At 69.7% G+C, this 14,031-nt stretch carries 9 protein-coding genes; 7 read left to right on the top strand and 2 right to left on the bottom strand.

Going from position 1 to position 14,031, the window contains the following annotated elements:
• Positions 1-44 precede the first annotated feature (44 nt).
• Positions 45-254 (bottom strand): PspC domain-containing protein, encoded by a 210-nt coding sequence (locus FHR38_RS10605; protein ID WP_184534511.1) that lies wholly within the window; start codon positions 252-254, stop codon positions 45-47.
• Between the two features lie 241 nt (positions 255-495).
• Between FHR38_RS10605 and FHR38_RS10600 the strand changes: the two genes are divergently transcribed.
• The 6 genes from FHR38_RS10600 to FHR38_RS10575 all read left to right on the top strand — a co-directional run bounded on the left by FHR38_RS10600 (position 496) and on the right by FHR38_RS10575 (position 10,261).
• A complete protein-coding gene (locus tag FHR38_RS10600) occupies positions 496-1,911 on the top strand; it encodes an L-serine ammonia-lyase (protein WP_184534510.1) in 1,416 nt (471 codons plus the stop codon).
• A gap of 187 nt (positions 1,912-2,098) precedes the next feature.
• On the top strand, positions 2,099-2,926 hold the full coding sequence (locus FHR38_RS10595; protein ID WP_184534509.1) for an ABC transporter permease: 828 nt from the start codon (positions 2,099-2,101) through the stop codon (positions 2,924-2,926).
• Positions 2,926-3,672 (top strand): ABC transporter ATP-binding protein, encoded by a 747-nt coding sequence (locus FHR38_RS10590; RefSeq protein WP_184534508.1) that lies wholly within the window; start codon positions 2,926-2,928, stop codon positions 3,670-3,672. Before FHR38_RS10595 ends, FHR38_RS10590 begins: the two co-directional genes overlap by 1 nt.
• Entirely contained in the window at positions 3,669-5,729 is a 2,061-nt protein-coding gene (locus FHR38_RS10585) for a DUF5941 domain-containing protein (RefSeq protein WP_184534507.1), read from the top strand. Before FHR38_RS10590 ends, FHR38_RS10585 begins: the two co-directional genes overlap by 4 nt.
• Positions 5,726-7,912: a bifunctional glycosyltransferase/CDP-glycerol:glycerophosphate glycerophosphotransferase gene (locus tag FHR38_RS10580; RefSeq protein ID WP_184534506.1), complete on the top strand. Its 2,187-nt coding sequence runs from the start codon at positions 5,726-5,728 to the stop codon at positions 7,910-7,912. The genes FHR38_RS10585 and FHR38_RS10580 overlap by 4 nt, the downstream gene beginning before the upstream one ends.
• 15 nt (positions 7,913-7,927) lie before the next feature.
• Positions 7,928-10,261, top strand: coding sequence for a glycosyltransferase family 2 protein (locus tag FHR38_RS10575; RefSeq protein WP_184534505.1), 2,334 nt, complete (start codon positions 7,928-7,930; stop codon positions 10,259-10,261).
• 65 nt (positions 10,262-10,326) lie between these two features.
• Here the strand turns inward: FHR38_RS10575 and FHR38_RS10570 are convergent, their stop codons facing one another.
• Positions 10,327-11,970, bottom strand: a complete 1,644-nt coding sequence (locus FHR38_RS10570) for a glycosyltransferase family 2 protein (protein WP_184534504.1) — start codon at positions 11,968-11,970, stop codon at positions 10,327-10,329.
• Positions 11,971-12,067: 97 nt separating this feature from the next.
• Here FHR38_RS10570 and FHR38_RS10565 point away from each other — a divergent pair, with 97 nt between their 5' ends.
• On the top strand, positions 12,068-14,026 hold the full coding sequence (locus FHR38_RS10565) for a glycosyltransferase family A protein (RefSeq protein ID WP_184534503.1): 1,959 nt from the start codon (positions 12,068-12,070) through the stop codon (positions 14,024-14,026).
• Positions 14,027-14,031: the final 5 nt, after the last annotated feature.

Genomic DNA, 14,031 nt, shown 5'->3' with positions numbered 1-14,031 from the left:
CGTCGTGCGAATGTTGACGCTGCCCGGAACCCCCGGTTCTGTCGTCAGTGCGAGGCGTGCGAGAGGTAGCGGTCCTCGTTCGGCATGATGATCCACAGCGCCAGATAGATGATCACCTGACTGCCCGGGATCAACAGGGAGAGCAGGAAGAGCAGACGCACCATTGCGGTGGAGATGCCGAAGCGTTGGGCCAGGCCGGCGCAGACGCCAGCGACCATCCGACCAGCACGGGGGCGTACCAGTTTGCGGCTCATGACTTCCTCTCCCCACTCCGCGGCGATCCGCCACGGCTGAATTCCACGGTAGGGACGGCGGGTCACGGTGCCCTCCGCCCCGAGATGGATTTGCCGTCTCACCACCCGTAGGTGCCTACCCCGACCAGCGCGCAACAATGTCAGTCAGGGTGTCAGCGGGTAGGCTGGCCGGTCGGCAGCCGCTCGACGGGTCCGGCAGCGTGGCCGGTGCCCGATTACGACGGCAGGGAGGCCGCGACCGATGATCAGTGCTTTCGACCTGTTCACCGTGGGGATCGGGCCCTCCAGTTCGCATACGGTGGGGCCGATGCGTGCGGCCCGTACGTTCGTGGCCGGGCTGAAGGCGGACGGACTGCTCACGGAGACCGCTCGGGTACGGGCCGAACTCTTCGGCTCGCTCGGGGCCACCGGTCATGGCCACGGCAGTGATCGGGCGGTGCTGCTCGGGCTCGCGGGCGAACTACCGGAGACGGTCGACACCGACGGGGTGCCGGAGTTGGTCGGCGAGGTGCGTACGTCCGGGCAAATCGCCCTGCTCGGCACCCACATGATCGACTTTGACGCTGACCGCGACCTGCTGTTGCATCGCCGACGGTCGCTGCCCTTCCATCCCAATGGCATGACCTTCGCGGCGTACGACGCGCGTGGGGACGAGGTCCGGGCCCGCACCTACTACTCCGTCGGCGGCGGGTTCGTGGTGGACGAGGCGGCGGCCGGAGCGGACCGGATCAAGCCGGACAGCACCCGAGTGCGCTTCCCGTTCACCACCGGTGCCGAGCTGTTGACGGTCGCTACCGAGGCCAACCTGTCGATCAGTGACGTGATACTCGCCAACGAGTGTTCCTGGCGAAGTGAGGCGGACGTCCGGGCGGGCCTGCTGGAGATCTGGCGGGTGATGCGGGAGTGCGTCGAGCGGGGCTGTGAGCGGGATGGCGTGCTCCCCGGCGGGCTGCGGGTCCGGCGCCGGGCGGCGGAGCTACGACGCAGCCTGGAGGCGGACGGCGCGCCGGACCGGTGGAGTGTCGGCGGTGCGAATCAGGCCGCCACCGGTGCGGCCGATCCGCTTCGGGTGATGGACTGGGTCACCCTCTTCGCGCTCGCGGTCAACGAGGAGAACGCGGCGGGGGGTCGGGTGGTGACCGCGCCGACGAACGGGGCGGCTGGCATCATCCCGGCGGTCCTGCACTACTACACCCGGTTTGTCCCCACCGCTTCGTCGGACGGCGTCATCCGGTTTCTGCTCGCGGCGGCGGGCATCGGAGTGCTCTTCAAGGAGAACGCCTCGATCTCCGGTGCCGAGGTCGGGTGCCAGGGGGAGGTCGGCTCGGCCTGTTCCATGGCGGCGGCCGGGCTGGCCGAGGCGATGGGCGGCACCCCGGCTCAGGTGGAGAACGCGGCGGAAATCGGAATGGAGCACAATCTCGGCCTCACCTGCGACCCGGTGGGTGGCCTGGTGCAGATTCCGTGTATCGAGCGCAACGCTGTGGCCAGCATAAAGGCGATTACCGCAGCCCGACTGGCGCTGCGCGGCGACGGGGTGCATGCGGTCTCGCTGGACAAGGTAATCAAAACGATGCGGGAGACCGGGGCCGACATGAAGGTCAAGTACAAGGAAACCGCGCGTGGCGGCCTCGCGGTGAACGTGATCGAGTGCTGAGCGTAGCCGGGTCATGCGCTTACTTCGGCGCTTCACAGACTGCTAACCTATGGCGCGTCAGCGGCCCGCGTCGGCGAGTCAGCCGCCGCGACGCGTGTGCCGTACGGGCCACGCTTCGTCGGGGCCGTTCGCGACAGAGGTCACCGGAGTGCTGGTGGTCTGACCCAATCCTGAGCTGGAGGCGGCTGTGACGTCTGGCGTCGGTGCGTTGTGGTCCTATCGCAATTCACTACGGTTGCTGGTCAGACGAGACCTTGCGGTCAAGTATCAGCAGTCCGTTCTTGGTTACTTCTGGTCATTGATCGAGCCGCTCGGTATGGGTGCGATCTACTTCTTCGTCTTCGGGATGCTTTATCAGAACGCCACCAACCGACACCTTGGTGACGCTGCGGAGTCATATCCGCTCTTTCTGATTACCGGCATCTTCGCCTGGATGTGGACCAACTCGGCGATCAGCGAGGCCACCAACGCTCTTACCGGGCAGGCTCGACTGATCACCACCATGCGGATGCCCCGCGAGGTGTTCCCGATCGGTCGGGTCACCGGCCGATTCGCCGAGTACATCGCCGGGCTGCCGATCCTCGCCGTCCTGGCGATCGTCTACGCCGTCCTCGGCAAGATCGAGATCGGAGTGTCCCTGCTGGCGTTGCCGCTGGCGGTGCTGCTCCAGGCGGCCCTGCTGGTCGGCGTCGCCCTGTTGCTCTCCTCGCTCAACGTGCTCATGCGTGACGTGGAGCGACTGATGCGCCTGGTCACCCGGGTACTCTTCTACGCCACCCCGATCATCTACCCGCTCAGCCTGGTTCGGGACTCCTCGATGCCGGACTGGGTCAAGGTGGTCTACGAGATCAACCCACTGGTCGGCATCTTCCAGCTGCACCACGCCGTGTGGTACCCGAGCGAGTTCCCCGACGCCCGGCTCCTCGCCTTCGCGTTCGCCGGCAGCCTGCTGATGCTGGTCGGGGGCTGGTGGGTGTTCCGCCGGCTCGAACCCGCCGTTCTCAAGGAGCTGTAGTGGACCAGCCAATCATCGAGGCCGAGAACCTCGGCATCCGGTTCGTCCGCAACCGCCGCCGGCAGTTGCGGCTGCGGGAGATGTTCATCCACAAGGGTGGACGTCACCCGGACGCCGGGGAGTTCTGGCCCCTGCGCAACGTCAACTTCCAGGTCCGGCCGGGCGACGCCATGGGCATCATCGGCAAGAACGGCACCGGCAAGAGCACCCTGCTGCGGCTGATCGCCGGGGTGCTGATCCCGGACGAGGGCGGGATCAAGGTACGCGGTGCCGTGGCTCCGCTGCTGGAGCTCTCCGCCGGATTCTCCAACGACCTGACCGGCCGGGAGAACGTGCACCTGGTCGGCTCGCTGCACGGCCTCAGCTCCGCCTACCTCAAGCGGAACTTCGACGAGATCATCTCGTTCGCCGGTGAGCAGTGCGAGAAGGCCATCGACACCCCGGTCCGGCACTACTCGTCCGGCATGAAGGTCCGCCTGGGCTTCTCGGTGATCTCCCACCTCCAGCACCCGATCCTGCTCATGGACGAGGTGATGGCGGTCGGCGACGCCGAGTTCCGCAAGAAGTGCTACGCCACCATCGAGCGGCTCCTCGCCGAGGGACGCACACTGGTGCTGGTCTCGCACAACGAGAACGACCTGACCCGGTTCTGCACCCGGGGCCTCTACTTCAACGCGGGCCGGTTGGAGGTCGACGGAACTGTGCGCGAGGCCCTCGACGCGTACAACAACGTGGTCCGGACGTGACGCTGGCCGTACTGTTCAACGCCGCCCCCGCCTCGGCACCGATCACCCTCGCCAGCGGGGAAGCGCTGGCTGACCGGCTCGGCGACCAGTTGCGCCGGGCCGGGGCCCGGGACGTGCTGGTCAGCACCGACCTCGCCGAGTTGGCCGACCTGGCCGAAGCCGGCACCGAGACACTGCTGCTGTGCGGTGCCGACCTGGTCGCGCACACCGCCGTACTGCGGCACCTGCTGACCAGCCCGGTCGGCCCGACCGGCGCGCTGGTCCTCACCGACCCGGCCGGGCCGGGGCAGTCGGTGCTGACCGAGGACCGGGGCCTGGTGGTGGCCGCCGGCCCGGCCGACGGATACGGAACCGACCCCACCGGGGTCTTCGGCGGCGCGCTACGGGTCGGTCCCGAGGACCTACCGGCCCTGGCCGGGGCAGCCCGGACGGCAGCGGCGTCGACCCCCGCCGATGGCGCGGACATGCCGCTGGACCAGCTCTTCGCCGCCTTCACCCGGACCGACACCCGGATCTTCGCCCACCGGGTACGGCTGCTCGTCGCGCATCGGGCCGCCGACCAGCCATCCGCCCTCACCGCCGAGGCGGCCGTCGCCGCGGTGGACGAGGAGCGGGCGGAACTGCGGCTGTCGGTCAAGGAGAAGGACGACTTCTTCACCACGTACGCGGTCAGCAGTTGGTCGCCGTACGTGACCCGGCTGGCCGCCCGGATCGGCCTCGGCCCGACCGGGGTGACCGCGATCTCGGTGCTCTTCGCCATCGCGGCGGCGGTCCTGTTCGGCTACGGCGAGCGGGTCGCCCTGGTCGCCGGTGGGATCCTGCTCTATCTCGGCTTCGTCCTCGACTGTGTCGACGGCCAGTTGGCCCGCTACACCCGCAACTTCAGCGCCTGGGGCGGCTGGCTGGACACCATGGCCGACCGGGCCAAGGAATACCTCGTCTACGCCGGCCTCGCCGTCGGTGTCGAGCGGTCCGGGCTGGCCGACGGCTGGGGCTGGCCCCTGGCTATCGCGGCAATCTCCCTACAGACCGTCCGACACATGACCGACACCTGGTACGGCGCCCTGCACGACGAGGCGGCCCGCCGGCCGAAACCGGCCGCTTCAGCGGGTGGGCTCGGTGCCCGGCTCAGCCAGGCCTCCACCCGGGTGCAGGCCGACTCGGGTTCGCTGTCGTACTGGCTCAAGCGCACCGTGGTCTTCCCGATCGGCGAGCGCTGGGCTCTGATCGCGCTGGCCGTGGCGCTGTTCAACCCGCTGGTCGCCCTGGTCGCGGTGCTGGCCTGGGGGACGCTCGCGTTCGCGTACACGGGGGGCTTGCGCACCCTGCGCGCCTGGTCGATGCGGGTGTCGGTGCTGGACCGGGTGGATACCCGGCTCTACCGCGACGACGGACCGGTGGCCGGCTGGATCGGCGCGGCCGGTCGGCGGCTGCGGGTGCCCGCTCCGCTGCTCTTCGCCCTGCTCGCCGCAGCGGCGAGCGCGGCGCTGGTGGTGGCCGGATTGGTCGGAGCCGGTGGCGGGGAGCTGCGCTGGTGGCTGGTCGGCGGCGCGGTGATCGCGCTCCTGGCGGGATTGCCCGCCTCGGCACCGCACGCCGGGCCGCTGGACTGGCTGGTGCCGGCGGCGTTGCGGGCCACGGAGTACCTGTTCGTCATCGCCGTCGGGGTGGTCACCGACGTGACCCCGTCGGTGATCTTCGCGATGTCGTTCGTGCTGGCGCTGCACCACTACGACCTGACCGCGCGGTTGGAGAAGCGGGAACGACCGCCGTTGTTGCGCGCGTTCGGGCTGGGCTGGGACGGACGGATCGCCTTCCTGACCGGCGCGACGGTGCTGGGGGCGGGGGATCTGACCGAGATCGGCATGATCGAACTCGCCGGGTACCTGGCGCTGGTCTTCATCGTGAACGCGCTGGGCGGCTGGCTTCCGGTTGGCCGCCGACAGCGCACCGACGTTAATGTCAAACTGGCAGCAGGCCAGACAGATCCGCTGGAAGATGCCGGTCAGCCCGAGGCAGTGGCAGCCCGTGGGGCGGCTGGGGAACGGAATCCATGACTCTGATCAGCTTTGTCGTGCCGGTCTACCAGGTGCAGGGCTACCTGCGCGAGTGCCTGGACTCGATCCTCACCCAGTCGTTCACCGACGTCGAGGTGATCGCGATCGACGACTGTTCCCCGGACAGCAGCGGCGAGATCCTCGCCGAGTACGCCGCCCGGGACGCCCGACTGCGGGTGATCACGCTGGATCGGAACGAGGGACAGGGACCGGCCCGGAACCGGGGCTTCGCCGAGGCGGTCGGGGACTACATCTGGTTCATCGACAGTGACGACTGGCTCGCCGACGGGGCGATCCGGGCGGTGGCCGACCGGCTCCGGGAGACCGACGCCGAGGTGCTGATCGTCGACTACGCCCGGGTCTACTGGGACAACAAGATCGACCCGAGCATCCCGGGACGCACCTTCCACGAGGCGCCGCCGGTCTTCGCCCTGCGGGACTGGCCCAAGGCGATCGATATCCTGCACGTGCCATGGAACAAGGTCATCCGGCGGGACGTGCTGGCCAAACTCAACTTCCAGTTCCGGTCCGGCTGGTACGAGGATGTCCCGTTCACGTACGGGCTGCTGCTGGCCGCTGAGCGGATCTCCCTGCTGGATCGGGTCTGTGTCTACTACCGGCAGCGCCGGGCGGGCGCGGCCACCCGGACGGTCGGGGACGGCCACTTCGCGATCTTCCCCAACTGGGCCCAGGTCTTCGACACCTTCGACGACTCCCGACCCGGCGCGGCCGAGCTGCGCAAACTGCTGTTCCGCCGGATGATCTGGCACTTCCTGATCGTCCGGGGCAACGACGACCGGCTGCCGCCCGCACTGCGCGGCCGGTTCTTCACCGGGATGACCCAGCACTACCGGCGCTACCTCCCGCCGGGCGGCTATCCGATGCCCGGTGGCGCGGAAGGGCTGAAACACCGCCTGGTCGCCGGTGGCCGCAACAGGACCTTCCAGGCGCTCCGGGTCGGGTTCCGCGCCGCCGACTGGGCCCGGCAGACCATCGGCACGGTCACCCGCAAGGGCCGGGGCATCGCCCGGTCGACGGTCCGGTTGGCCCGGGAGGCCGTCTACCGCGGCTACTACCGCCTCCAGTTGCGCCGTCCGATGGACGAGTCGCTGGCCGTCTACGCCGCCTACTGGTACCGCGGCTACGCCTGCAACCCGGCCGCCATCTACGAGCAGGCCCGGCAGTCGGCCCCCGGGGTGCGCGGGGTGTTCGTGGTGCGCCGCGACAAGGCCGGCACCATGCCGCCCGGGGTCGACTACGTGATCGCCGGATCGCTGCGCTACTACCGCACGCTGGCTCGGGCCAAGTGGCTGATCAACAACGTCAACTGGCCGAACAACGTGGTGAAACGACCCGGTTCGGTGCATGTGATGACCCACCACGGCACCCCGCTGAAGGTGATGGGGCTGGACCAGCAGGCCTACCCGGGCGGCGTGCAGGACGACGACTTCGCCGGCCAGATGCGCCGTGCCGACCGGTGGGACTACAGCATCACCTCGAACACGTTCACCACGCAGATGTGGGAGCGGGCCTACCCGTGCCGGTACGAGACCCTGGAGACCGGCTACCCCCGTAACGACCAACTCGTCACTGCCACCGCCGAGGACGTGACCCGGATCCGGGAGAAGCTGGGTATCGCCCCCGGCGAGAAGGTCGTGCTCTACGCGCCGACCCACCGGGAACACCACCCCGGTTACCACCCGCCGTTCGACCCGGCGGAACTGCTGGCGGCGATCGGGCCGAACGGGCGGCTGCTGATCCGCAGCCACTACTTCCACGACCGGGCCCACGCGCCGGGCAACACCGGACTGGCCGACCGGGCCCGGGACGTGTCGGCGTACCCGAGTGTGGAAGAGCTCTACCTGGCCTCGGACGTGCTGGTCACCGACTATTCGTCGGTCATGTTCGACTACGCCGTCCTGGACCGTCCGATCGTCGTCTACGCTCCTGACTGGCAGGCGTACCGGCTCGTGCGAGGTGTCTACTTCGACGTCACCGCCGAGCCGCCGGGAGCGGTCGTGACGTCCTTCCCGGACCTGCTCGACCTGTTCCGTACCGGGGGCGTCGACAACGACACCGCGGCGAAGGCACGCAGTCAGTTCCGGCGTAGGTTCTGCACACTGGCCGACGGTCGTTCCGCGGAACGAGTCGTCCGGAGGGTGTTCCTCGGCCAGTCCAGCTGAGAGATGGGGGCAGGTATGGGGTCGGTCATCACCGTCGTCGTACCGATCTACAACGTCGAGCGGTACCTACCCGAGTGCCTATCCTCGCTGGCCAGCCAGACGTACCCGGACCTGGACATCGTCCTGGTCGACGACGGCTCGACCGACGGCAGCGCCGAGGTGGCCCAGCGGCAGGTGGCCGGCGACTCCCGGTTCCGGCTGGTCCGCCAGCCCAACCGGGGGCTGGGCGCGGCACGCAACGTGGGAATCGACTTCGGCACCGGCGACTACCTGACGTTCGTGGACAGCGACGACGTGCTGCCGCCGTACGCCCTGGAGGTCCTGGTGGGCGCGCTGGAGCAGACCGGCTCGGACTTCGCCACGGGCAACGTCGCGCTGTTCACCTCGCGAGGGCTGCGCCAGTCACCGCTGCATCGGGGCACCCACCGGAACACCCGTCTGCGGATCACCCTGAAGGATCAGCGAAACCTGGTCTACGACCGGCTGGCCTGCAACAAGGTCTTTCGGCGTTCCTTCTGGGAGCGGCACGGACTGCGGTTCCCGGAGGGCGTGCGCTACGAGGACATCCCGGTCACCATCCCGGCGTACGCGTTGGCCGAGTCGGTCGACGTGATCGACCTACCGGTCTACTACTGGCGGCAGCGGGAGGCAGGTGCCGAGGCGTCGATCAGCCAGCGGCAGACCGAGGTGCGAAATCTGATCGACCGGTTCGCCGCCGTGGACAGCGCGAGCCGGTCGCTGGCCGGACTCGGCGACGGCAAACTCAAGGACTGGTACGACGAGACCGTCCTACAGAGCGACCTGCGGATGTTCCTCGACCTGCTGCCCGACGTCGACCACGCCTACCGGATCCAGTTCCTGGACCTGACCGCCGACTACCTCAGCCGGGTCGACGCTCGGGTGGTGGACCGGTTGATCCCTCGGCTCCGGGTGGCCTGGCGGCTCGCCCAGGCCCGAGCCCTGACCGAGTTGGTCACCGTGGTGGCCGCCAGTCGGGCCGGCGCGATCGCGCCGGTGGTGCGTCGGGGACGTGGCCACTACGTCCAGCTCCCGCTTCTGGACGACCCGCACCCGGCTGCGCCTGCGCACCTCTTCCGCGCCCCCGAGGGCATCCGGACCGAGGTGCACGAGGCCCGCTGGTCGGAGGGCCAACTACATGTGCGTGGGTTCGCCTACGACGTGGCCCGGGGCGCGGAACGACCCTGGCGGTCGGCACGGATGCTGTGGCTGCGGGAGGACTCCGGCCAACGGCGAAGGGTCCTGCTGGCCACCCGGGCCCACCACGTTGCCCAGGCACCCAGCCCGGTGCCGTACGGGTGGGCGGGGTTCGACATCCGGGTCGATCCGGCCCGGCTGCGGGGTCGCGGCGATTGGCAGGCGGGTGACTGGAGCTTCAACGTGGCGCTGTTCGGTGCCGCCCGCCCGCAGCGGCGGACCCTGGGACTGGGGGAGGCCCGTCCGGCGTTGCCCGCCCGGTGGGTCGCCGACGGTGTCCGGGTGGTGCCGTACGCGCGCTCCGGCCGGCTCTGTCTACGGGTCGAGCGCCCAGCGGTCTGGGTGACCGCGACCCGGGTCGACGGCGACGCGCTGCTGGTCGAAGGCGCGGCATTGACTCGCCCCACGACCGCGGTGCTCCGGCTGACCCGGGTCTCCGGGGTGACCTGGCGAACCTATCCGGTGCGACCGGACGAGGTCGGCACAGCCTGGTCGGCCCGCATTCCAACGGCCGACCTGGTTGCCGGCAGTGGCCTGCGGGACCGTCCGGTGCTGGTGGGGGAGGCCGGTGCCGGTTGGCGGGTCGGCTTCGCCGACGTGGGTGGTGGTGACGCCCAGGATCTGCCGGTGTTGCCCGACTTCGTCGGAGTCCGACACACCGTCGGGGACGTGGAGTTGGTGGCCCGGCCGTCGGACGACGAGGTGCTGTGGGTGCGGGCGCTGCCGCCCGGTCCGGTGGTGCACGGCGTGGACCTGACCGACGGCATCCTGACGTTGACCGGGGAGTTGCCCGGCGCGCAGTCCGGCTGGGGCGACCTGCGGGTGGTGCTGCGGCGGCGGGAGGGCACCGATCCGGCCGAGTTGCCGCCTCCCGACATCGAGGTGCTGACGGACGTGGTCGAGGGTCGGTGGACGGCCCGGCTGCCCCTGGTCGGTGAGGCCAGCCCGCCGGATGGCGACTGGGTGCCGCTCTACCGGTGCGCGGAGACCACCAGCCCGATCGATCTGCCGTTCGACGCCACGGCCCGGCGTCTGTTGCCCCGGGACGTGACGGTACGCGGCCGACGGGTGGAACTACTTCCGGACCAGGTACGGGAGACGCTGCGGATCGGGCCCACCGTGCCCCGACCCTGACCGGGTCTCCTGGGCCGGGCTGGTGGATCTCTCCGTGCCCGGCCAACAGCGTCCGGTCCGTCCGATCAGGAGCCCGGGCTCTGCACCCGGCGCTTGACCTCTCGCGCCGCCCCACCGGCGTATCGGCGGGCGACGAACCGGGTGGCGCGGGCGAGCGAGCGGATACCGCCCACCGGGATGGTGTCCCCGGTGGATGTCGTCTTGCGTTTCTCGGTGATCGTGACCAGGCGCGGCTTCGGGGAGACCAGATCCGTCATCGGCAGATCGTCCAGGTTGACCACGTCGAAGTCGTCGCCACTGACCCAGCGTTCTCCGGCCACCTCGGCGATCACCCGGTCGAGGGGCTCGCCGGGTGTCTGGACCCGAAGCGCGCGACTCAGGGCCGAGGTGCGCCACAGGGCCAGTGCCTCGTTGGGTGACTTCACCCCGGGCGCCAGCAGCCGAATCAGCCCGATCTGCTTCTCGTCGGCGAGCTTCAGCAACCGTCGTACGGTGTTGGCGTGGACGCCCAGGTGCGGCGGGACGTGCAGTAGGAACGGGGAGGGGTACGCGGTGCTGGGGGCGGACCGTACCAGCTCGACCCGGGGTTCGGAGCGGTAGGTGACGGCGATCAGGCGGCGGTCCAGCACCGGATCGTTCAGGACGGACTGACGTCGTTCACTGATCTCGTCCCAGTCGGCAACCAACTTGATCCGCAGATCGGTCTGGTCGCTGGCCAACAGTCGGTCGACGCAGGTACGTACCAGTTCGAAACTGCCGTCGGCCGGTACGACCACGGTCACCAGTGGCACGGCCCAGGAGCGGTTGCCCGCCGGGCGCAGGTAGCGGGGCTGGGGCATCAGGTCGGCGAGGTGCGGGTGGTTGTATCGCCGTAGCGCGTCGCCCTTGGTCATCATGTGGGAAGCACCCATGTGCCAGCTGCGGGCGAGTGGCTCGGGGACGAACACGGCACCGGCCTGGGCCAGGCGGTAGCCGAACTCGGTGTCCTCACCGAGTCGTAGTTCGGTGTTGAGCCCGCCAGTCGCCTCGTAGAGGGAGCGGGGCAAGGCGGCGGTAGCACCGACATGGGCCCGGAAGTTGAGGTGGTCACCGCCCCGGAGCTGCTTGGTGTCGTCGATGAGTTTCTCGACGTAGTCGTGTGGCTCGGTGTCCTCGAACCGGAAGAGCGTGTCGACGGTGCCCTTCGCGCACCGCTCGGCGACCTCCTCCGGGGTGGCCCAGCCGTCACCGACGAAGCGTTTGTAACCGAGGGTCACCGCCTCGTCGGAGACGTGCTGCCACCGGACCTGCGCCTCGACGTGTTCCGGAAAGACGATCATGTCAGCGTCGAGCCAGTGCAGGATCTCCCCGGTGCTCACCGTCGCCCCGACGTGCAGCGCGTTGGACCTTCCCCAACCGGTGGAATGGTCGGCCGTCCGCACGAGGCGGCAGTTGAGCGGACGGATCTTGGGTAGTTCGATGGGCGGTTCGCTGCCGTCGTCGACCACGACCACTTCGAGCAGGTGGGTGGGATAGGTCTGCTGGCTCAGCGAGGCGAGTGTCAGGTCGAGCGATTCCTGACAGTTGTAGGCAGGAATGACCACGGAGACCGACTTGGTGGGCAGCCATTGGCCCAACGCAGCGGGGGTCAGTGGGCTCCAGTCGTTACGGAACAGTCTGACCTGCGGTGCGGAGGACCCCGACATCATGGTGCGTTCCCGGCTCGACACGAGGAAAGTGTATCCAGCGGCGGGACGTAGGCTGGGATCAGCACTACGACGGTCAGCACCCGGCGTGCGTCAGCGCCAAACGTAGAGAGGGATCGGGTTGTCGAGCCAGAAACCGGCACATAGCTATCTCCGCTGGCGGATCGTCGTCGGTGACCGCAATGGCATGTGGCGTCGTAGCGGGCCGGTCAGCCTGTTGGGGGCGGGCGTGACCGAGGTGCCCGGCCGGGGCGGACGGAACTCCGGGCCCCGCCCCGGAGACCGGGTGTACCGGATGGTGGTCTCCGCCCAGTCCGTCGACTGGCTCCGATATCTCCTGACCGATCCGACCTCACTCGTCGAGGTGACCCGGGTCACCATCATCGTCAACTCCTGGACCATCCCGCAGGGCGGCTGGTCCGGCCGGCTCGGCCCGCTCACGCACGTGCTCTTCCACCGGCTCCGGCTGCCCCGCAGCGGGGAGGGACGCGCGGTCGTGGACATCGAGATGGAGTGGTCCCGGCCCCTGCGGAAGGTGATCAGCGCAGTCCTTCCGCTGCTCACCCCGGTCCGGCCGATGCCCCATCCAGCCAGCGCGGACGTCACGGCACAGGATGTGTTCCCGGCCTGGCTGGGTATCGGGCAGAACGAGATCGCACTCTCCGGCGAGCTGCCGGACAACGAGGACATCCGGCCGTACGACATCGTGCTCACCGCCACCGGCGAACCGCAACCGTCGGTCGCGCCCGAGCCGGACGGGGCGGCGGAGCCGGCCGGTACGCCCACCGCCAACCGGTACGGCACGGTCCTCGCCGCCGGCGCGGGCGGTGCTGGCGTGACCCGTCCGGACGCGGTGCTCGTCGACCTGGAACACGTCACGGTACGTGGGCGGTACGGTCCGTTCGGGCCGACGGCCGGCCGGGCGCAACTGGACTTCACCACCGCCGCCGATGGTCGGGGCTGGCAGATCACCGGACCCCGGGGAGCCCTCTGCACCGGCCGGGTCGACCGACCGTGGCTACCCGAGTCGACCCGGGAGGCGCTGGCCGAGGTCGGCACGGTGGTCTGCCCGTCCGTACCGGCCCGGCATCCGATCGAGGAGGCCACCTTCCTGGCCCACCTGGTGCTGGCCGGGGTCCTGGTACAGGTGCCGGACCTGCCCCCGGCGGTCGCCGCCTACCTGGCCGAGGAGGTACGTGGCCTGATCAGCGCGCCACTGCCCGACTCGGACGAGGAGCTGGACTGGGAGGCGCGCGTGGTCGGGCAGCGGCGGGCGGTGATGCGGCAGCATGCCACCGGATTCGCCCTGCCGCGGCTCGCCGCCGCGGCCTTCCCGGCGTTGGCCGAGCCGCCCTCGGTGAGCGCCCTGCTGGTCACCAAGCGACTGGAGTACGTGCCGGATGCACTGGCCGCCATCGAGGCGCAGACCTACCCCAATCTGGAGATCGTGCTCTGCATGCACGGGGTGGAACTGCCGGCGGAGCTGCGGGCCCGGGTCGCCCGCTCGCCTCGGCCGGTGGAACTGCTGACCCTGCCACCCGGCCACGGGTTCGGCGAGGCGATCGGGGTGGCCACCGCCCGGTCGCGGGGCACCCTGGTGACCAAGTTCGACGACGACGACACGTACGGGCCGGAGCATGTCTGGGACCTGGTGCTGGCCCGACACCACTCCGGCGCGGCCATGGTCGGCAAGGGAGCCGAGTTCGTCTACCTGCAGACGATCGACACGACGGTACGGCGTGACGCCGGCCGGGCCGAGGCGTTCACCCACGTGGTGGCCGGGGGCACGATGCTGATCAGCCGGGGCGACCTGGAACAGGTCGGTGGCTGGCGGCCGGTGCCCCGGTCGATCGACCGAGGGCTCATCGACCGGGTTCGGCGGGCCGGCGGCATGATCTACCGTACCCACCCGCTCGGCTACATCTACCAGCGTCGGTCCGACGGCCACACCTGGGACCCGGGACTGGAGTACTTCCTGCGGGGCGGGGGCACACAGTGGACCGGTATGCCCAAGCATCCGGAGTTCGGCACGGTGGGCCGCCCCACCTCCGACGCCCGTACGGAGATCGCCCTGTCCTGAACCAA

The sequence above is a fragment of the Micromonospora polyrhachis genome, from assembly GCF_014203835.1.
GTDB classification, from domain to species: Bacteria; Actinomycetota; Actinomycetes; order Mycobacteriales; family Micromonosporaceae; genus Micromonospora_H; species Micromonospora_H polyrhachis.
The sequence above is the reverse complement of the archived record's forward strand: the minus strand, read 5'-3'. Positions and strand labels throughout refer to the sequence as shown.